This window comes from Streptomyces sp. NPDC101194 (genome assembly GCF_044767885.1).
Lineage (GTDB): Bacteria > Actinomycetota > Actinomycetes > Streptomycetales > Streptomycetaceae > Streptomyces.
Window position 1 is genome coordinate 401,212 of the sequence record NZ_JBIWOS010000006.1, and the last position, 20,377, is coordinate 421,588.

The 20,377-nt window shown below is 70.2% G+C and carries 16 protein-coding genes, 1 tRNA gene and 1 riboswitch; of the genes, 14 read left to right on the plus strand and 3 right to left on the minus strand.

Annotated features, from left to right (window positions below; all coding sequences use genetic code 11):
- The first annotated feature begins 124 nt into the window (after nt 1-124).
- The 11 genes from ACIRP2_RS24320 (at nt 125) to ACIRP2_RS24370 (ending at nt 13,135) form a co-directional block, all read left to right on the plus strand.
- The gene (locus ACIRP2_RS24320; protein ID WP_404253572.1) at nt 125-781 is read left to right on the plus strand and encodes a SurA N-terminal domain-containing protein; all 657 of its coding nucleotides are present in this window, start codon (nt 125-127) and stop codon (nt 779-781) included.
- A 36-nt stretch (nt 782-817) separates the two neighbouring features.
- Nucleotides 818-1,792: a nucleoside triphosphate pyrophosphohydrolase gene (locus ACIRP2_RS24325; RefSeq protein ID WP_404253574.1), complete on the plus strand. Its 975-nt coding sequence runs from the start codon at nt 818-820 to the stop codon at nt 1,790-1,792.
- 9 nt (nt 1,793-1,801) lie between these two features.
- Nucleotides 1,802-3,223 (plus strand): cytochrome P450, encoded by a 1,422-nt coding sequence (locus ACIRP2_RS24330; protein WP_404253576.1) that lies wholly within the window; start codon nt 1,802-1,804, stop codon nt 3,221-3,223.
- A gap of 105 nt (nt 3,224-3,328) precedes the next feature.
- Nucleotides 3,329-4,270 carry a transglycosylase family protein gene (locus tag ACIRP2_RS24335; RefSeq protein ID WP_404253578.1) on the plus strand — a complete coding sequence of 314 codons (942 nt, stop codon included), beginning with the start codon at nt 3,329-3,331 and terminating at the stop codon, nt 4,268-4,270.
- A 300-nt stretch (nt 4,271-4,570) separates the two neighbouring features.
- A riboswitch (cyclic di-AMP (ydaO/yuaA leader) is annotated at nt 4,571-4,741 on the plus strand.
- Nucleotides 4,742-4,744: 3 nt separating this feature from the next.
- Nucleotides 4,745-5,494 (plus strand): transglycosylase family protein, encoded by a 750-nt coding sequence (locus ACIRP2_RS24340; RefSeq protein ID WP_404253580.1) that lies wholly within the window; start codon nt 4,745-4,747, stop codon nt 5,492-5,494.
- A gap of 407 nt (nt 5,495-5,901) precedes the next feature.
- Nucleotides 5,902-7,188 (plus strand): phosphopyruvate hydratase, encoded by a 1,287-nt coding sequence (eno, locus tag ACIRP2_RS24345; protein WP_376215854.1) that lies wholly within the window; start codon nt 5,902-5,904, stop codon nt 7,186-7,188.
- A 192-nt stretch (nt 7,189-7,380) separates the two neighbouring features.
- Nucleotides 7,381-7,851: a septum formation initiator family protein gene (locus ACIRP2_RS24350; protein ID WP_404253582.1), complete on the plus strand. Its 471-nt coding sequence runs from the start codon at nt 7,381-7,383 to the stop codon at nt 7,849-7,851.
- Nucleotides 7,852-7,911: 60 nt separating this feature from the next.
- Complete coding sequence (locus ACIRP2_RS24355; RefSeq protein ID WP_404253584.1) at nt 7,912-8,442, plus strand: DUF501 domain-containing protein; 531 nt, start codon at nt 7,912-7,914, stop codon at nt 8,440-8,442.
- Between the two features lie 175 nt (nt 8,443-8,617).
- Nucleotides 8,618-9,559 carry an exopolyphosphatase gene (locus ACIRP2_RS24360; RefSeq protein ID WP_404253586.1) on the plus strand — a complete coding sequence of 314 codons (942 nt, stop codon included), beginning with the start codon at nt 8,618-8,620 and terminating at the stop codon, nt 9,557-9,559.
- Nucleotides 9,560-10,067: 508 nt separating this feature from the next.
- The gene (locus ACIRP2_RS24365; protein ID WP_404253588.1) at nt 10,068-11,453 is read left to right on the plus strand and encodes an NAD(P)/FAD-dependent oxidoreductase; all 1,386 of its coding nucleotides are present in this window, start codon (nt 10,068-10,070) and stop codon (nt 11,451-11,453) included.
- Nucleotides 11,454-11,830: 377 nt separating this feature from the next.
- Entirely contained in the window at nt 11,831-13,135 is a 1,305-nt protein-coding gene (locus tag ACIRP2_RS24370; protein ID WP_404253590.1) for a class I SAM-dependent methyltransferase, read from the plus strand.
- Between the two features lie 139 nt (nt 13,136-13,274).
- Here the strand turns inward: ACIRP2_RS24370 and ACIRP2_RS24375 are convergent, their stop codons facing one another.
- Complete coding sequence (locus ACIRP2_RS24375) at nt 13,275-15,803, minus strand: ABC transporter permease (protein WP_404253592.1); 2,529 nt, start codon at nt 15,801-15,803, stop codon at nt 13,275-13,277.
- A 58-nt stretch (nt 15,804-15,861) separates the two neighbouring features.
- Nucleotides 15,862-16,632: an ABC transporter ATP-binding protein gene (locus ACIRP2_RS24380; RefSeq protein ID WP_404253594.1), complete on the minus strand. Its 771-nt coding sequence runs from the start codon at nt 16,630-16,632 to the stop codon at nt 15,862-15,864.
- A gap of 629 nt (nt 16,633-17,261) precedes the next feature.
- Here ACIRP2_RS24380 and ACIRP2_RS24385 point away from each other — a divergent pair.
- From ACIRP2_RS24385 to ACIRP2_RS24395, 3 genes are all read left to right on the plus strand, one after another.
- Nucleotides 17,262-17,347: transfer RNA gene (locus ACIRP2_RS24385), tRNA-Leu, on the plus strand.
- Between the two features lie 382 nt (nt 17,348-17,729).
- Complete coding sequence (locus ACIRP2_RS24390; RefSeq protein ID WP_391743027.1) at nt 17,730-18,617, plus strand: Bax inhibitor-1/YccA family protein; 888 nt, start codon at nt 17,730-17,732, stop codon at nt 18,615-18,617.
- Between the two features lie 171 nt (nt 18,618-18,788).
- Nucleotides 18,789-19,106, plus strand: a complete 318-nt coding sequence (locus ACIRP2_RS24395) for a hypothetical protein (protein WP_404253596.1) — start codon at nt 18,789-18,791, stop codon at nt 19,104-19,106.
- A 65-nt stretch (nt 19,107-19,171) separates the two neighbouring features.
- On the opposite strand, the gene ACIRP2_RS24400 is transcribed toward ACIRP2_RS24395, so the two are convergent.
- Nucleotides 19,172-20,032 carry a hypothetical protein gene (locus ACIRP2_RS24400; RefSeq protein ID WP_404253598.1) on the minus strand — a complete coding sequence of 287 codons (861 nt, stop codon included), beginning with the start codon at nt 20,030-20,032 and terminating at the stop codon, nt 19,172-19,174.
- Between the last annotated feature and the right edge of the window lie 345 nt (nt 20,033-20,377).

The following is a 20,377-nucleotide window of genomic DNA, read 5'->3' on the forward strand; positions in this document are numbered from 1 at the left end:
GCCCACATCCCCAACTCCTTCCGAATCGTTGGTCGAACCAGTGGCCCCAACCACATCCACTGCCTAACATCGATCAACGCAAGGTCTTGTGCACTGATGCACAAAGTCTCCCCGGGAGGTTCCTTTGCACCGCCGCCGTCGCACCGCGCTCGTCGTCTCCGCCGCCCTGCTCGCCGGCGCCCCACTCCTGACCGCCTGCGGCAGCCGGGCCCACCCGGGCGCCGCGGCCCTGGTCGGAGGGGACCGGATCGAGGTGTCCACGCTGCAGGGCCAGGTGGCGGCGGTACGCGAGGCCCAGCGTGATTCGAAGGACGCCTCCCAGCAGATCGACAAGTCCGGGCAGCTCAGCCGGGCCAAACTGCACGGCATGATCTTCGACCGGGTCCTCGACCGGGCCGCGCGGGACGCCGGGGTGACCGTCAGCCGCAACGAGATCCAGCAGATGCGCAGGGCGGCCGCCACCCAGTCCGGGGGAGAGGCACAGCTGCGGACGGCGATGCTCCAGCAGAGCTGGGTCGCCCCCGACCAGATCGACGCCGTCCTGCGCGAGCAGGTCCAGCTGACGAAGCTGGCCCAGGCGCTCGGCGCCGACCTGCAGCAGCCCGAGGGGCAGAAGGCCGTCGGCGACGCGCTCAGCAAGGCGTCGAAGGCGCTGAAGGTCGACGTGAATCCGCGGTACGGCGCCTGGGACGACAAGCAGACCCAGCTCGCCGACTACAAGGCACCCTGGATCACCCAGGTCACCAGGCCGGCCGATGCGGGCACCGGGGCCGGCGCCTGAGGGCGGCGACCGGAGCGACCGGGGTAAATTCGAACGGTGAACGCTGAAGCCCCCGGTCGTATCGTCCTGCTCACCGCCAGCCACCGTGTCGCGCCCGGTCTTCTGTCCTGGCCCGCCTGGCAGACGCTGCGCGCCGCCGACCGGGTGCTCTGCGCCGAGCGGGACAATCCGCAGCTGCCGTATCTGCGCGAGGCGGGCGTCACCGTCGAGCACGCGGCGCCCACCGCGCAGGAGCTCGTCGACGCCTGCGAGGGCGGCCGGAGCGTCGTCGTCCTCACGAGCGGCGAAGGCAGCCCGTCGCTGACCGACGGGCTCGCGCGGCTCGCGGGATCGGGCCGGGTACGGATGCCGGACCTGGAGCTGCTGCCCGGTTCGTACGATCTGCCGGGGGCCAGGTTCCTCGATCTGGTCCAGATCATGGACCGGATCCGGATCGAATGCCCCTGGACCTCGCAGAAGACCCACAAGGGCCTCGCCAAGTACGCCATCGAGGAGGCGTACGAACTCGTCGAGGCGATCGAGGACGGCGACCGCGACGAGCTGCGCGAGGAGCTCGGGGACGTGCTGCTCCAGGTCGTCTTCCACGCCCGGATCGCCGAGGAGGGCCGTCCCGAGGACGGGGCGGAGCCGTTCTCCGTCGACGACGTGGCCGCGACCCTCGTCGAGAAGCTGATCCACCGCCACCCGCACGTCTTCGGCGACGAGACCGCCGAGACCCCCCAGGACGTGCACGCGCACTGGCTGCGCACCAAGGCCGTCGAGAAGCAGCGTGACTCGGTCACCGACGGAGTGCCGCTCGGCCAGCCCGGCCTGGCGCTGGCGGCGAAACTGGCCGGCCGGGTCCGTACCGCGGGGCTCGACGTGGCGCTCCCCGCGGGCGACGGCATCGGGTACGAGCTCCTCGCGCTCGCCGTGCGCGCCGAACAGGACGGCATCGACCCCGAGGCCGCGCTGAGGGCCGCGGGCCGCGCCTACCGGGACGCCATCCGCGCGGCGGAGGGCAACGGATAACGTCGGGGGGTGAACCACAGCCCCGCCGACCGCCCCGCCGATCTGCCCGCCGACGACCCCGCCGGTGATGTCGGCGACCGCCCAGCCGACAGCCCGGCGGACCATTCAGGCTCCCGCCCTGCCGACGGCCCGGCCAAAGACCCCGGCGACCGACCCGCCGCCTGCCCCGTCGGTGCGCCCGAACTCTTCACCTGGGAGTTCGCCACCGATCCGTATCCGGCCTACGCCTGGCTGCGCGAGCACAGCCCGGTGCACCGCACCGCGCTTCCCAGCGGCGTCGAGGCGTGGCTCGTGACCCGGTACGCGGACGCGCGGCAGGCGCTGGCCGACGGCCGCCTCTCCAAGAACCCGGCGCACCACGCCGAGCCGGCGCACGCCAAGGGGAAGACCGGCATCCCGGGCGAGCGCAAGGCGGAGCTGATGACGCATCTGCTGAACATCGACCCGCCCGACCACACCCGGTTGCGTCGTCTCGTCTCCAAGGCGTTCACCCCGCGCCGGGTCGCCGCGTTCGCGCCGCGCGTGCAGGAACTGACGGACCGCCTCATCGACCGCTTCATCACGGAGGGGAAGGCGGACCTCATCCACGACTTCGCGTTCCCGCTCCCCATCTACGCGATCTGCGATCTGCTCGGGGTGCCGCGCGAGGACCAGGACGACTTCCGGGACTGGGCGGGCATGATGATCCGGCACGGCGGCGGACCGCGTGGCGGGGTGGCCAGATCGGTGAAGAAGATGCGCGGCTATCTCGCCGAGCTGATCCACCGCAAGCGGGAGAACCCGGGGGACGATCTGATCTCGGGGCTGATCAGGGCCAGCGACCACGGCGAGCACCTCACCGAGAACGAGGCCGCGGCCATGGCCTTCATCCTCCTCTTCGCCGGCTTCGAGACGACGGTCAATCTCATCGGCAACGGGGTGTACGCCCTGTTGCGCAACCCCGTGCAGCGCGAGCGGCTGCATCTCTCCCTCGACGCGGGGGAGACCGGGCTGCTGGAGACCGGCATCGAGGAACTGCTGCGGTACGACGGCCCTGTGGAGCTGGCGACCTGGCGGTTCGCCACCGAGCCACTGACACTCGGCGGGCAGGACATCGCGGCCGGTGACCCCGTGCTCGTCGTGCTCGCCGCCGCCGACCGCGACCCGGAGCGTTTCGAGAACCCCGACACGCTCGACCTCGCACGGCGTGACAATCAGCACCTCGGATACGGGCACGGCATCCACTACTGCCTGGGTGCGCCACTCGCCCGGCTGGAGGGACAGACCGCGCTCGCCACGCTCCTGAGGCGCCTTCCGGACCTGCGGCTTGCGGTGGAACCTACCGATTTGCGATGGCGTGGCGGGCTCATCATGCGCGGACTGCGCACGTTGCCGGTGGAGTTCGCGCCGGGGGTCCCCACGACGCGAGGTGACGCTCTGTCAACTCTGTGACTTTCACGTGATCCGTGCTGCATCGACTTGTGACACGCGTTCGAGTCCCGCTAGGTTCACCGTTCGACTCACCAGTCACTCGTCAGTCACACGGAAGGCAACCCCATGGGCTCCGCGAACGGCAGACACCGTCGCCCTCGTCAGGCACCCGCCATCGTCGTCGCCGCGGGCGTGACCGGCTCGGCCATCGCCATCCCGCTGCTCGGTGCGGCCGGTGCGCACGCGGCCGATGCCACGACCTGGGACCGGGTGGCCGAGTGCGAGAGCGGCGGCATGTGGAGCGCCGATCTCGGCAATGGCTTCTACGGCGGCCTGCAGTTCTCGCCGGAGACCTGGAAGGCGTACGGCGGCGAGTCGTACGCCCCGCGTGCCGACCTCGCCAGCCGTGCGCAGCAGATAGCCGTGGCCCAGAAGGTCCTGGCCGACAAGGGTCCGCAGGCGTGGCCCAGCTGTGCGGTCATCTCCGGTCTCGCGGCGGACGGGACGCTGCCGGGTGTCGACCCGGGGGTCGCGCCCTCCGGCAAGCCGACGAACGGCACTGAGTCGGCTGACGACGAGTCGGCCACCCCCTCCGAGACCGCCACGCCGTCGGACAGGGCCGACGGCCACTCGGGTGCCCACGGCAAGTCGGCGGCGAAGAAGGGGCACTCCGCGAAGCCTTCGGCCACCGGGTCGGTCGCCCCGTCCTCGGATCCGTCCCCCGAAGCGTCCGATTCTCCCCGTAAGTCCGACTCGTCCAATGGTGTGAGCGGCAAGCATCGCGGCGCCCCGGCGCCCGAGGGGAGCCGGGGCGCGAACGGCGGCGTCGACCGCGAGTCGGGTCGTCATGCCTCCCGCGGTGGCGGCGACGCCCGCCACGCGGGCGCGTCGGCGGCCGACGGCACGTACACCGTCCGCTCCGGCGACAACCTCTGGGCGATTGCTGATGCACAGAAGGTTCCCGGCGGCTGGCCCGCGCTCTATGAGGCCAACAAGGGGACGGTCGGCTCCGACCCGGACCTCATCCTCCCTGGCCAGAGCCTCCGTATCGATGTGAAGGCCGACTGAGAGCGGTCTGAAAATCGGCTAATGGAGCCTCAAAAACCGGGGTAGTTCAGGGACCTATGTCCGCTTATGCGTAAGTGAGACATGGGTCTCTTTACGTCAACTGGCGTGTCGCGTCCGGGTTGCGCTTCCGCATCGCCTCCGACCTGCGAAAACGACGGTTCCTCAGATGCAAGTAAGGGCTGATTGTCCGATGTGTCCATCTTTGAATGTGGGGGTTGCCTGTGTTTACGGTCGGAACCGCTCGCACCGCGGGCCCCGTCGACCGTCACGCCGAATCCTGCCGTCGGTCGAAGGGAACAGACGCGTAAAGCGCCGTAGGCAGGAGCGGGGGACCCAGGTAGGCGCCGGCCTGATCGTCGAAAAGCGGATCAGGGACGGCTTGGGGTGAAGTCGCGCGCTAGGACGTGCGACCGGGCAACTCACTTGGCCCGAACCCGACAGCTCACCTCGTAGGCGTCGGTGAGGAGAAGTTCCATGCTGTTTTCCAGCAAGGGCAAGCACCGCCGCCCGTCCAAGGCCGTCCGTGTCGCCACGCTCGCCGGTGTCGCCGGTACCGCCGTCGCCGTCCCGCTGATGGGTGCGACCGGTGCCTCCGCAGCCTCCGTCGCCACCTGGGACGCCGTCGCGCAGTGCGAGTCCGGTGGCAACTGGTCCATCAACACCGGCAACGGCTACTACGGCGGTCTGCAGTTCTCGCAGTCCAGCTGGGCCGCCGCCGGCGGTACGCAGTACGCCCCCCGCGCCGACCTGGCCACCAAGGCCCAGCAGATCGCCGCCGCCGAGAAGCTCCTCGCCATGCAGGGCCCGAGCGCCTGGGGCTGCGCCGGCGCCGGCAACCTGCGCAACGACGGTGTGGACCCGGGTGTCGACACCGGCTCCTCCTCGAAGACCGCCTCCGGTGCCACGCGGCAGAGCACCCCGGCCGCGCCCGAGCGGCAGTCGCAGCCGAAGAAGGCCGAGCGCGCCGAGGCCCCCGCCACCAACCGCTCGGACCGCTCCGCCGCCCCGCAGGCCGAGTCGAAGAAGACCGTCACCACCCCGACCGGTCAGAAGGTCGCGAAGGGCGACGGCGAGTACAAGGTCGTCTCCGGCGACTCCCTGAGCAGGATCGCCGCCGACCACAAGGTCAAGGGCGGCTGGCAGCACCTGTTCGAGCTGAACAAGGACATCGTCAAGGACGCCGACCTGATCTACCCGGGTCAGCAGCTGCACCTGACGAAGTAGTCCGGGACCTCTCCTCCCTGAGCACCCCGGCCCGGCGCGCGTTCCCCCGTACGCGCCGGGCCGGGGTTTCCGTGTGGCCCCCTGCTTCCGCGGGCGCGTCACCTCTGTATGCGCGGCAGCTCCGTCCCGGCGGGGCGCGTCGTCTCGGTGTCGCGTCATAACGGGAGGGGCGGGCCCGCGCGAGGCAGGTCTCCGGGCAGGCCCCGGGACGTGCATGATCGTTCAACTTTTGTAGTTACCGGCCAGTAAAATTCTGGCTGTTTGCCCTGTAATGCTCGCTCTTGGGTCCTTTTTCGTCCCAGGGGACGGGCGGTCGTCCGACTGAGCGGGCCGGGCCGGTTAGGCTCTTGTCGCAAGGCCAAAGTGACCCTGCACAACCAGTGTCATATCCCAGAAGGAGATGCCTCGTGCCGTCCATCGACGTCGTCGTAGCCCGGGAAATCCTCGACTCCCGGGGGAACCCCACGGTCGAGGTCGAGGTTGGCCTCGACGACGGCAGCACGGGCCGTGCTGCCGTGCCGTCCGGCGCCTCCACCGGTGCGTTCGAGGCCATTGAGCTTCGCGACGGTGACCCCAACCGCTACCAGGGCAAGGGCGTGGAGAAGGCCGTCCTCGCCGTGATCGAGCAGATCGGCCCGGAGCTCGTGGGTTACGACGCGACCGAGCAGCGGCTGATCGACCAGGCGATGTTCGACCTGGACGCCACGGAGAACAAGGGCTCGCTCGGCGCGAACGCCATCCTCGGTGTCTCCCTGGCCGTCGCCCACGCCGCCTCCGAGGCCTCGGACCTGCCGCTGTTCCGCTACCTCGGCGGCCCGAACGCGCACCTGCTGCCCGTTCCGATGATGAACATCCTCAACGGTGGGTCGCACGCCGACTCCAACGTGGACATCCAGGAGTTCATGATCGCCCCGATCGGCGCGGAGTCCTTCTCCGAGGCACTGCGCTGGGGTGCCGAGGTCTACCACACGCTGAAGAAGGTCCTGAAGACCAAGGGTCTTTCGACCGGTCTCGGCGACGAGGGCGGCTTCGCGCCGAACCTGGAGTCGAACCGCGCCGCCCTGGACCTCATCGTCGAGGCCATCAAGGAAGCCGGCTACGTCCCGGGCAAGGACATCGCGCTCGCGCTCGACGTCGCCGCCTCGGAGTTCTACAAGGACGGCAAGTACGAGTTCGAGGGCAAGTCCCGCTCCGCCGCCGAGATGACCGAGTACTACGAGGAGCTCGTCTCCGCGTACCCGCTGGTCTCCATCGAGGACCCGCTGTACGAGGACGACTGGGCCGGCTGGAAGGTCATCACCGACAAGCTCGGCACCAAGGTGCAGATCGTCGGTGACGACCTGTTCGTCACCAACCCGGAGCGTCTGGCCCGCGGCATCGAGGAGGGCTCCGCCAACGCCCTGCTCGTCAAGGTCAACCAGATCGGTTCGCTGACCGAGACGCTGGACGCCGTCGAGCTGGCCCAGCGCAACGGCTTCAAGTGCATGATGTCCCACCGCTCCGGCGAGACCGAGGACGTCACCATCGCCGACCTCGCCGTCGCGGTGAACTGCGGCCAGATCAAGACCGGCGCCCCGGCCCGCTCGGACCGCGTCGCCAAGTACAACCAGCTGCTGCGCATCGAGGAGATCCTCGACGACGCCGCGGTGTACGCGGGCCGCTCGGCGTTCCCGCGGTTCCGCTCCGAGAGCTGACCGGCGCGGCACTCCGCGAGCCGATCGGCACAGCGCTCCGCGAACCGATGAGCGCGGCGCTCCGCGAATCGTCAGGCGCGGCAAGGGCTGACCGCGGGCCCTCACGGGCCAAAGGCACCGGCCTCCGTCCGTCCCCGCACTCGGTCCCGTACCGTGTGCGGGGACGGACGTGCGTAATGGGGAGGCGGAGACATGGCCGCGAAGGACCGGGACCGGTTCTCCACCGCGACCCGGCTGCGGCTGCTCGGTGAGCAGACCGCCGCCCGCGTCTACCGGTCGCAGAACCGCCGTCAGGCCCGACGCTCCCGGCTCACCGGCCGGGCGGCCTTCCTCGCCCTCGTCGTCTGCTCCCTGGTGGTCGCGCTCGCCTACCCGATGCGGCAGTACGTGTCGCAGCGCGACGAGATCGCCGACCAGGAGCGCCGGGCTCAGGAGGCCCGAGCCCGCACCGAGGAGCTGCGCGACGAGAAGGCGCGCCTCCAGGACGACGCGTACATCAGGCAGCTGGCCCGCAAGCACCTGCACTACCTTCTCCCCGGAGAGACCGGTTATACGGTGATCGACCCCGACGCGGTCAAGGAGCGCAACGGCGGGACGGACGAGTCCGGCCGGCCGTGGCACTCCAACCTCTGGGACGGCGTGGACAGCGCCGACCGCGACTGACTCCCTTCATCCCCTCTGCAGAACCGCAGTTCGAGCAGCCCGATCAGAACCTAGGCAGGCATGGAAACCCCCCCTCCGCAGACCGAGTCCACCGCGCCCACCGAGGCGGACATCGCCGCGTTCCAGCAGCAGCTGGGCCGACCGCCGCGCGGGCTGCGCGCGATCGCGCACCGCTGCCCCTGCGGCAACCCGGACGTGGTCGAGACGCAGCCCCGGCTGGAGGACGGTACGCCCTTCCCGACGACGTACTACCTGACCTGCCCGCGCGCCGCGTCCGCGATCGGCACGCTGGAGGCGAACGGCGTCATGAAGGAGATGACCGAGCGCCTCGCCACGGACCCGGAGCTGGCCGCCGCGTACCGGGCCGCGCACGAGGACTACATCGCCCGGCGCGACGCCATCGAGGTCCTTGAGGGCTTCCCGAGCGCCGGGGGCATGCCGGACCGGGTGAAGTGCCTGCACGTGCTGGTCGGGCACTCGCTGGCCGCCGGGCCCGGAGTGAACCCGCTGGGCGACGAGGCGATCGCGATGCTGCCCGAGTGGTGGCGCAAGGGGCCGTGCGTGACGCCCTGCACGCCGGACGAGAACTGACAGTCCCTCCGAGGGGTTGCGCCCCCGGACCCCGCTCCTCGGTCGCTGTGGGAGCCCGGTCGGGGGGCCTGCGCCCCCGGACCCCGTCCCCCGCTGCCGGGGAGGTCCGGTTCGGGGCCACCGCGCCCCCGAACCGCCTCTCGGCCGCCGCAGGGGCTGATCCCTAGGAGCATCCATGACCCGCGTGGCCGCCATCGACTGCGGTACCAACTCCATCCGACTGCTCGTCGCCGACGCCGACCCGGCCACCGGCGAGCTCGTCGAGCTCGACCGGCGGATGGAGATCGTCCGCCTCGGCCAGGGCGTCGACCGCACCGGCAGGCTCGCGCCCGAGGCCCTGGAGCGTACGTTCGCCGCCTGCCGCCGGTACGCGGCGGTGATCAAGGAGCACGGGGCGCAGAAGATCCGTTTCGTCGCCACCTCCGCCTCCCGCGACGCGGAGAACAGGGAGGACTTCGTCCGGGGCGTGCTGGACATCCTGGGCGTCGAACCCGAGGTCATCAGCGGCGACCAGGAGGCGGAGTTCTCCTTCACCGGCGCCACCAAGGAGCTCGCGGGCCGCGACCACCTCGCGAAGCCGTATCTCGTCGTGGACATCGGCGGCGGCTCCACCGAGTTCGTCCTCGGCGACGATCACGTACGGGCCGCGCGCTCCGTGGACATCGGCTGCGTCCGCATGACGGAGCGGCACCTCGTGCACGACGGTGTCGTGAGCGATCCGCCGGCCCCCGACCGGATCGCCGCGATCCGTGCCGACATCGACGCGGCCCTCGATCTCGCGGAGGAGAGCGTTCCGCTGACCGGGGCCGCCACTCTCGTCGGTCTCGCCGGGACGGTCACCACGGTCGCCGCGATCGCCCAGGGGCTGGAGGAGTACGACTCCGAGGCGATCCACCACTCCCGGATCACCCTCGGACAGGTCCAGGAGATCACCGGACGGCTCCTCGCCTCCACCCACGCCGAGCGCGCCGCGATCGGCGCGATGCATCCGGGGCGGGTCGATGTGATCACCCCCGGGGCGCTGATCCTGCTGGCCGTGATGGAGCGGACCGGGGCCCGGGAGATCGTCGTCAGCGAGCACGACATCCTCGACGGGATCGGCTGGTCGATCGCGTAGGTCCGCTCCGGCGCGGGGCGCCCCGCCGCGGTGCGCGATGTCGGCGGCCCGCAGTGGTGTGCGACCGGCCGCGGCGGGCCTTCCCGGGGCTTCCCGAAGGGCGCTCATGCGCACTCCGGCCTGCACTTTTGAGCCTTCATGGGGCACCCGAGGGGCGCCTCGTGAGACACGTCGCGACGAAGTTCGTGAACTTCTTCACAAGGAATTCGGCTCCGTGGAGGGCGGTTCTGGTCCGTATGGGCACTCAGGGTCGCCTGCGGGGTCGTTCCGTGTCGATACGGGGCTGTTCCGGGCACGTTGCCGAAGTGTGAATCGGGGCGGTGGTTCACCCCGCTCCGAGGCTCAAGGGCCAGCTCACAAGCGGTGAACAACGTTCGCCCCCGTGCCACGGTTCCCTCTGTGCGTCATGACCTCGGTCACGTGGGCGGCGCAGTGTAGCAGAGGGTGGGTCATACCTTGTGAAGGGGCTCACGAGCCCGCCCTCCGAGGGGGGTGGATACTCGATGGCATGAGCACCACGGAGCGTCCCAGGATCCTCGTAGTAGGCGGTGGGTACGTAGGCCTGTACGCAGCTCGACGCATTCTGAAGAAGATGCGCTACGGAGAGGCGACCGTCACGGTCGTCGACCCGCGCTCGTACATGACGTACCAGCCCTTCCTCCCCGAAGCTGCTGCCGGCAGCATCTCGCCTCGGCATGTCGTCGTCCCGCTGCGACGCGTACTGCCGAAGGCCGAGGTGCTCACCGGTCGCGTCACGACCATCGATCAGGACCGCAAGGTCGCCACGGTCGCGCCGCTCGTCGGCGAGGCCTACGAGCTGCCCTTCGACTACCTGGTCGTCGCGATGGGCGCGGTCTCCCGCACCTTCCCGATCCCCGGCCTCGCCGAGCAGGGCATCGGCATGAAGGGCATCGAGGAGGCCATCGGCCTGCGCAACCACGTCCTCGAGCAGCTGGACAAGGCCGACTCGACGACCGACGAGGACGTCCGCCGCAGGGCGTTGACGTTCGTCTTCGTGGGCGGTGGCTTCGCCGGCGCGGAGACCATCGGCGAGGTCGAGGACATGGCCCGCGACGCGGCGAAGTACTACACGAACGTGAAGCGCGAGGACATGCGCTTCATCCTCGTCGACGCCGCAGACAAGATCCTTCCCGAGGTCGGCCCGAAGCTGGGCACCTGGGGACGGGAGCACCTGGAGTCCCGTGGTGTCGAGGTCTTCCTCTCGACCTCCATGGACTCCTGCGTCGACGGTCACGTCGTGCTGAAGAACGGTCTGGAGGTCGACTCCAACACGATCGTGTGGACGGCCGGTGTGAAGCCGAACCCGGCGCTGGCCCGTTTCGGTCTGCCGCTCGGTCCGCGCGGTCACGTGGACACCTCCGAGAAGCTCCAGGTGCAGGGCACCGACTACATCTGGGCCGCGGGCGACAACGCCCAGGTCCCGGACATGGTCGGCCGCAGGGCCGGCAATCCGAACGCCTGGTGCCCGCCGAACGCCCAGCACGCGCTGCGTCAGGCCAAGGTCCTCGGCGACAACGTCATCTCCGGGATGCGGGGCTTCCCGCAGAAGGAGTACAGCCACGCCAACAAGGGTGCGGTCGCCGGTCTGGGGCTGCACAAGGGCGTCGCGATGATCGTCATGGGCAAGATGAAGATCAAGCTCAAGGGTCGTCTCGCCTGGTACATGCACCGGGGCTACCACGGCATGGCGATGCCGACCTGGAACCGTAAGATCCGGATCTTCGCGGACTGGACCCTTGCGATGTTCCTCAAGCGCGAGGTCGTCTCGCTCGGTGCCATGGAGACGCCGCGCGAGGAGTTCTACGAGGCCGCAAAGCCGGCCCCGGCCCCGGCCGCCGCCAAGACCGAGGGCGAGAAGGCCAAGGCCTCCTAGGGCCCCTTGCCGGGACCGGGCCGGAGCCCGGCCCGGTCCGGACGAAGGACCTGGGTCCGCCCGCGGGTCCAACTCGCCCGCGCAGTACGTGCACAACGCCCGAAGGGGCCGTCCGCCATCCGTGGTGCGGACGGCCCCTTCGGCGTTCTCGTCCGCCGTGCGGCCGGGTGTCGAGCGGAGCGCGAGGTGGCGCACCATCAAATACGTGTGAACTACAGGTATTTTGCCGTTCCGTTGCGCCATAGCGGGATGGCCCGCGTTCCGCAGACTGTTGAGGAGGGTGTACCTCGCCGTGGCGTCGCGGGTGCCCGGCGTGGTTGCAGGCATGTTTGGGCATGTTTGGGCACATTGGGAACACCATCACGGAGGTGTGCGCCATGGCAGACGCCGCGTTGCGGCTGACCGCTCTCGCCGAGGAGTTTCTGGGAGAAAAGCTGCCGGTCCGTATCCGGGCCTGGGACGGCAGCGAAACCGGACCGCCCGGTGCCCCCGTTCTTGTGATCCGGAACCGCCGCGCGCTGCGCAGGCTGCTCTGGAAGCCGGGCGAACTGGGCCTGGCACGCGCCTGGGTGGCCGGCGATCTGGGCGTCGAAGGCGATCTGTACGAGGCTCTGGACCTGCTGGCCTCGCTGATCTGGGACCGCGGCACCGAGGCCACGTCCGGCGTCCACCCGGTCCGTGACCCGAAGGTGCGGGCCTTCGCCACGGGGCTGTTGCAGCTCGCGGGCCCCTGGCTCCCGCCCGCGCCGCCGCCCGAGGAGGTACGCCGCCGCACCGGCACCCTCCACACCAAGCGCCGCGACAAGGAGGCCATCAGCCACCACTACGACGTGGGCAACGACTTCTACGAACTGGTCCTCGGTCCGTCCATGGTCTACTCCTGCGCCTACTGGGAGGACGACGGAAACCTTGAGGACGCCCAGCGCGACAAGCTCGACCTCGTCTGCCGCAAGCTCGGACTGAAGGAGGGCGACCGCCTCCTCGACGTCGGCTGCGGCTGGGGTTCCATGGCCATCCACGCGGCCCGCGCCCACGGTGCCCGGGTCACCGGAGTGACCCTCTCCGTCGAGCAGGCCGCCTATGCCCGCAAGCGCATCGCGGAAGAGGGCCTCACCGACCGGATCGAGATCCGGGTCCAGGACTACCGGGACGTCAGGGACGGCCCGTACGACGCCATCTCGTCCATCGGCATGGCGGAGCACGTCGGCTCCGTCCGCTTCCGCGAGTACGCCGACGACCTCTACGCACTGCTCAAGCCCGGCGGCCGGCTGCTCAACCACCAGATCGCCCGCCGCCCCGAGAAGGACGAGTCCGCCTACCACGTGGACGAATTCATCGACGCCTATGTCTTCCCCGACGGCGAACTGGCCCCGGTGGGAAGGACCGTGACCACCCTCGAAGAAGCCGGCTTCGAAACCCGTGACGTCGAGTCGATCCGCGAACACTACGCACTGACCCTGCGCCGCTGGGTCGCCAATCTGGAGAAGCACTGGGACCGCGCCGTCCGGATGACCTCGCCCGGACGGGCCAGGGTCTGGCGGCTCTACATGGCCGCCTCCGCCCTCTCCTTCGAGCACAACAAGATCGGTGTCAACCAGATCCTCGTGGTGCGCCCGGCGGCGGGCGGGGCCTCCCGCATGCCGCTGCGGGCCCGCGACTGGACGGCTCCGGCGACCGGCTGACACCCGTACCGCACGTGCGCCGCCACCCGCGCAGGCGCCGGGAGAACCGGCGCCGCACGGGACGCACCGAGGGCCGGTACCCGCAGCTCCGCGCTGCGCGTACCGGCCCTCGGCCGTGCCGTCCGGTGGTGTCCGGCGACTACTCGGTCTTGATCGCCGTCAGCATGTTCAGCTTCGCGGCGCTGCGGGCCGGCCAGAGTGCGGCCAGCACACCCACCAGTCCGGCGAGCACCAGGAAGACTCCGATCCGGTCCCACGGGATGACCAGGGCGTAGTCCGGGATGTCGGCCTTCAGGGTCTGCCCGATCGCCCAGCCGAGGAACATGCCGAGCACGACGCCGACCACCGCGCCGAAGAGCGAGATGACCACGGCCTCCAGCCGGATCATGCGCTTCACCCTGCGCCGGTCCAGGCCGATCGCCCGCAGCATGCCGATCTCCTGCTGGCGTTCGAAGACCGACATGGCCAGCGTGTTGACGACTCCGAGCACCGCGATGACCAGGGCCATCGCCAGCAGTCCGTACATGATGTTCAGGGCCTGGTTGATGAAGCCGCCGAACGTGTCCCTGATGTCCTTCTGGTCCATGACGGACATCGCGGGGTTGTCTCCCAGGGCATCGATCAGGGCCTGCTCATTGGCCTTCGACGCGCCGCCGTCCGTCTTCAGCCAGATCTCGCGGATCTCCGGGCGGCTCTGGTGGGCGTCCACGATGTTCCTGGGCATCAGGACCGGCGAGAGGAACTCGTTCTCCTCGTAGACCGCGCCGACCTTCAGGGTGCCCTTCTTGTCGTCCTCGTACGTCACCGGCAGGGTGTCGCCGGTCTTCCAGCCGTTCGACTTCGCGGTCTTGTCGCCGACGGCGATCTCGCCCTTGCCCAGCGAGTCCAGCGAACCGGAGACCGTGTTCACGGCGAAGACCTTCTGGACATCGCCCGGCGTGACCCCGGAGGCCGAGTGGTATTCGCCCTTGACCGTTATGGAGGCGGCCTGCTGGGGGGAGACCGCGGTGACACCGGGGGCCTTCTCCAGGGCGGTGAGCGCCGATTCGTCGAGCGGGTCGCCGCTCGCCATCGAGACCATGTAGTCGGCCTTGATGTTGTCCGTCGTCGCCCGGTCGATCGCCTGGCCGAGAGTGACGCCCAGCACCGAGATGCCGGTGACGAGGGTGAGTCCGATGGCCAGTGCCGAGGCGGTGGCTCCGGTACGCCGCGGATTGCGGACCGCGTTCTGCGCGGCCAGCTTGCCGGAGACCCCGAACAGTCGCTTCAGCAGGGGGCGGACCAGCGCGATCACCGGCCGCGACAGCAGCGGGATGAGCACGATCACACCGATCAGCGCGAGGAACGCGCCGAGGCCGACGAGCCAGCGACCGTCGGTCCCGGCCTTGGCCGCACCTCCCACGATCGCACCGGCGCCGAGCAGGGTGAGCGTGCCACCGATCGAGTTGCGCAGCACCAGGGACTTGACGGTCGCCACCGCGTGGACGCTGCTCATCGCGGCGACCGGCGGGATCTTCGCGGCCCGGCGGGCGGGCAGCCAGGCGGCCAGCACGGTGATCAGCACACCGACGCCGAAGGCGGCGGCGACCGCGGTGGGCGAGATGATCAGCGGACCGGCCGGGATCTTGCCGCCCATCAGGCCCATCGCGGAGCGGAGCCCGGTGGCGAGACCGAGGCCGAGCAGGAAACCGACGACCGACGCGATCACGCCGACCACCGCCGCCTCCAGGAGCACGGAGCGCTTGACCTGGCGGCGGGAGGCGCCGACGGCGCGCATCAGTGCCAGCTCCTTGGTGCGCTGGGCGACCAGCATGGTGAAGGTGTTGGCGATCAGGAAGACGCCGACGAAGAGGGCGATCGCCGCGAAGGCGAGCAGCATGGCGTTGAGGCTGCTGAGCCCCTTCTCGATCTGCTCGGCCTGCTCATCGGCGAGGGCCGTGCCGGTCTTGGCCTCGGCGTTCTCGGGCAGCAGCGGCTTCACCGCGGCGAGCAGCTTCTCCTCCGAGGCGCCGGCTGAGGCGGAGAGGGTGGCGTCGCGGAACTCACCGGCCCTGAGGTACAGCTTCTGGGCGACGGGGGCGTCGAAGAGGACCAGGCTGCCGCCCGCGTTGACCGCGCCGTCCTCGGTGGTGAAGACCCCGGAGAGGGTGTACTCCTTCACCGGCCCGTTCGTGGCGACCCGGACCCGGTCGCCGACGTGGTACTCGCCCTTCTTCGCGGTCTGTTCGTCGAGCGCGATCCGGTCGGCCGCGTCCGGGCCCTTGCCGTCGACGAAGGTGTACGCGGGGTCCTTGCCGTTCTTGCCGGGGGAGTAGTTCCCTCCGGTGTTCGACCAGCCGTTGCCGATCAGCTTGCCGTCGGGGTCGGCGACCCCGGCGAAGCCGGAGACCCGGCCGGTGACGGTGTCCACGCCGTCCAGGCCCTGCATCTTCTTCAGGGTGGCGGCGGTGAGACCGGGCGTCTTCTCGTCGCGCTGGTCCGCGTAGGTGGTGACGGCGACGGCGACGTCGTCGTAGCTCTTCGCCGACTGGTTGCGGAAGGCGTTGCCGAGGGTGTCGGTGAAGACCAGGGTGCCCGATACGAAGGCCACGCCGAGCATCACGGCGAGGACGGTCATCAGCAGCCTGGCCTTGTGCGCGAGCACATTGCGCAGGGCGGTACGGAACATGTCTGTCAGTCCTGGGAGGGGGAGGGGTTCCGGTGAGAGGCGAGGGGAAGGGCGGGCGTCAGCTGGTGCGGCCCTTGGCGTCGAACGCCTTCATCCGGTCGAGGACCCGGTCCGCGGTGGGGTGCATCATCTGGTCGACGATCCGGCCGTCCGCGAGGAAGACGACCCGGTCCGCGTAGGAGGCGGCCGCCGGGTCGTGGGTCACCATCACCACGGTCTGCCCCAGCTCGCGCACCGAGTTGCGCAGGAAGCCGAGGACCTCGGCGCCGGAGCGGGAGTCCAGGTTCCCGGTCGGCTCGTCACCGAAGATGATCTCCGGCTGCGAGGCCAGGGCGCGGGCCACGGCCACGCGCTGCTGCTGACCGCCGGAGAGTTCGGTCGGCCGGTGGGTCAGCCGGTCGGAGAGACCCACCATGTCGATGACCCGGCGCACCCATTCGGCGTCGGGCTTGCGGCCCGCGATGTCCATGGGGAGCGTGATGTTCTCCTGCGCCGTCAGGGTCGGGAGCAGGTTGAACGCCTGGAAGATGAAGCCGATCTTGTCCCGGCGGAGCTGGGTGAGCTGCTTGTCCTTGAGGGAGCCCAGCTCCGTCTCACCGATCCGTACCGAACCGCTGCTGAAGCTGTCGAGGCCCGCCACGCAGTGCATCAGCGTGGACTTGCCGGAGCCGGACGGGCCCATGATCGCGGTGAACTCGCCGCGCGGGAAGTCCACGGAGACCCGGTCCAGGGCGGTCACCCTGGTCTCGCCCTCTCCGTAGACCTTCGACAGATCCGTGGCGCGGGCAGCCACCGTGGTGACGCGGTGTGCGGTGGAGGTGGTGGTCACGGGAATCTCCTGATTCGGGCTCCGGCCGAGGGCTTCGTCCGGGGTTGCGTTCGGTTGCGTCCGCTTGAGTTCGGAACCCCTCCATCGTCACCGCCGTACGGCCGCGGATCGTCAGTCCCCGTGCCCGTTCCCGGGGCCGTCTTGAGTCGCATCGAAGGGCCCCTGTGTCCTCCTTCGGTATGACACCGACCCTGAGGGCCCGTCCGACCGGCCGAGGGCCCCACGCCCCCTCGGGCCGCCCCGCCCGGTGCCGCACACCCGTCAACCCGCTGCCGGGGAGAGCGGCGTGTTCCGTGTCACGGACGAGGGGTTCCCGGACCCTGGTGGGAGGGCGGCGCCGGCCCCCGTCCGCAGCGCTTCGGAGGAGCCGTCGCCCGGCCGGCCGGCGCACCCATGGCGAACGCCGGCGCGTGCCTGGCGAATGCGCCGTCCGAGTGCGGCGACTTTACGTCAATCCGGAATAACGGTCGCCGTGCTCGTTACCCCGCCCAGGCATGTGACGATGGCCTCTCGCGAGTGCTGACGAACCCTCAAACGGTCAATAAAATAAGACAACATCGCGCCACCGATCGGCTGATCGGAGGAAGCGCCCGGATAGGGTCATGTGCCAACGCGGAGCCGCGCGCCAGGCCCGGATGGTGGAATGCAGACACGGCGAGCTTAAACCTCGCTGCCCCTCGGGGGCGTACCGGTTCGAGTCCGGTTCCGGGCACCACCCAGCGCGCAAGGTCCGGCCAGTGGGAACGGCCCTGGACGCGCGTGATCCTTTCCTTTCCCGGCCGCACCGTGGCCACCCGGCCGGCCTCGGCGCACGGCGGGCGTCCCGCCGCACGCGGCCCACCTCGGCCGTGGCCGTCCGGGGCACGCCGGAGCGGTGTTCCCACCGGGATGGCGGTACGGCGCGCGGCGATCCCGGAGCACGGTCGCCCGGGCGCTCCGCACGCGCCCGGCCCGTGGCGCCCTCGCCGGACCCCGCCTCCCGCCCGTCCTCGTACCGTTCGGCTTCCGCAAAGATCCTCCCCAAGCACTAGTCTGATCCCTTTGCCTACCCATTACTCTTGTGGGAAGGCCACGCAGGGTGGCCATGGAGGAGTGAGATGAGGAGCAGCAACCCGGTCTTCTCGCGACGGGGCTTCAGCCGCGACAACGGATACGCGGGCTTCAACGCGGCGCCGCAGGCCGGGGCCCCCGTCGCGGGTGCCAACCCGTACGCGCAGGGCACCGCCGCCAACCCGTACGCCACCAACCCCTACGCCCAGCAGGACACCCAGTACGGCGTTCCGCAGGCACCGGCGCGTTCCGGTGCCATGACGATCGACGACGTCGTCACGCGCACGGCGATCACGCTGGGCACCGTGGTGCTCGGTGCCGCGCTCGCCTGGGCCCTGCTGCCGGTCGACGAGGCCAATCTCGGCAAGTCCTACGGCATCGCGATCGGCGCCGCCCTGGTGGCGTTCGTCCTGTCGCTCGTCCAGTCCTTCAAGCGCAGGCCGTCCCCGGCGCTGATCGTCTCGTACGCGGCCTTCGAGGGCGTCTTCCTCGGAGTGATCTCCAGCGCGGTCAGCACGTACATCGGGCCGGGCGTCGTGATGCAGGCGGTGATGGGCACCATGTGTGTCTTCGCCGGTGTGCTGCTCGCGTACAAGATGCGCTGGATCCGCGTCACCCGCCGCTTCTACGGCTTCGTGATGGCCGCTGCCATGGGCTTCATGCTCCTGATGGTGGTCAACCTGCTGTTCGCCGTCTTCGGCGGCGGTGACGGCCTGGGCTTCCGCAGCGGTGGCCTCGGCATCCTCTTCGGTGTCATCGGGATCGTGCTCGGTGCGTGCTTCCTGGCCCTGGACTTCAAGCAGGTCGAGGACGGCATCGCGTACGGCGCTCCGCGCGAGGAGTCCTGGCTGGCGGCCTTCGGCCTCACCATGACCCTAGTGTGGATCTACCTGGAGATGCTGCGCCTGCTCTCCATCCTCAGCGGCGACGACTGACGTACGGACCCGCGACGCGATACGGAACGGCCCGCAGGCTCACCGCCTGCGGGCCGTTCCGCGTCTGCGCCGGTGCCCCCCCGACGCACTGCGCGTGGCCGGTCCTTCCGGCGCCGTGCCCGGGCGTCGGCCCGTTGGCAACCGTCCCGCAAGGGAGCGTAGGGTCGCGGAGTGCTCGATACGACCCCGCTGATCACCGCCGTGGACCGATTCGCCGACCGGCTGCGCGCGGCCCCGCAGAGCCGGCTGCAGCGCGGAGCGGCTGCCGAGGGGCTGGCCACGGCCAAAGAGCTGGCCGTGCGGGCCCAGCGCATCGAGGCGCCGGACCGGGAGCCGCGGATCATGCCGGACGCCGGGATCTTCGCGATCGGCGACCAACTCGCCGTAGCGGGTCGTGACCTGGCGGTGGCACTGGAAACGGCCCCGTCGGCTGAGCTGGACGAGGCCGTGCAATTCGTGATGGAGGCGGCTGCGCGGGCGTTCGCGTAGCCGCGGGCGGGTGGTGGCCCGGAGGCGGCGGCCGACGAGGGCCGCTCCGCCCGGAGCGGTCCGGGCTAGAACGAGGCGATGACGCGGTCGGCGAGGATGTAGACGTTCTCCTGGCCGCAGGAGAACGTCAGGGCGTACGCGCCGGAGACACCGGAGCCGCCCAGCAGGACCGGGTGCTCGCCCGCGAGCAGTGCCTCGGCCAGCCGCTCGGCCGTCTCGCGGTGGCCGGGGGTCATACAGAGCGTGGTGCCGTCGGCGAAGACATAGACATCGAGGGTGCCGAGCGGTCCGGGGCGCACGTCCGCGAGCTCCGTACGGCTGTCGGCGAGCTCCTCCAGACGGTTCACGGTGCGCTCGTGGTCGGTGACGACCGGGGTCTGCACCGGCACGAAGTCGGGGTGCGAAGGGTGGCGGCGACGGGCCGCGGCCAGCTCGGGGGAGTCCTCGGCGAACTCCGCCGTCTCGGGCAGCTCGGTCACATCCGCCAGCTCGGTCAGTTCCGTCAGCTCTTCGAGCGCCTCGGCGCCGTCGAAGTCCATGGCCTCCAGGCCCGCGAAGTCGGCCTGGCGCGGCAGGAAGAACGGCGCGTCCTCGCCGATCCCGGTCAGACCGCCCAGCAGTGACGGGGCGTCGGCGGCATCGCGCGCTTCCTGGGAGGCCCAGAAGGCGCGGGCCTCGGCGAGTTCGCGTTCCCGCTCCTCGGCGAGTGCTTCGGCGACGGCCGCGCGTATCTCGGCGACCGGGGTCACGTCGTCGCGGCTCTGCGCGGGCACGGCGACATCGTGGGCGCGGGCCACGGTCAGCTCCGTCCGAAGGGCCGTGATCTGCTTGCGCAGCCCGTGAGCAGCATGCAGAGCAGCGGCGCCCACGGCCGTGGCGGCGGCGGTGGTCAGCAACAGGGCAAGAGACATGGCGCTCACTGACATACTCCCGGTTTCAATCGATCCCCCGACTTCCTACCTCAGCTTGTCCTCTACCTGCGCCCGGTGTCAGTGCATTACGTCACGAATTGGACAGGTCTTTGGGCCTGGGGTTTAACCCTGTTGCGGGTGTGACCTGCGGGAATGGGTCTCCCCCAGGAGATAGGTCACATCCTGGGGGAGATTCGGTCACGGTCGGGGCTCGGAACCGGCCACCGTTCAGCCACTCGATCTTGTGGTTGCGTCGGAGCCCGTCGTCGCGTTCGCTTCGCTTCCGCTGCGGGCAGGTGCCGCCCTCGTTCCTCGGGCGACCCCTACCCTCCGCTGCAGCTCAGCTCAGCCGCTCGGTTG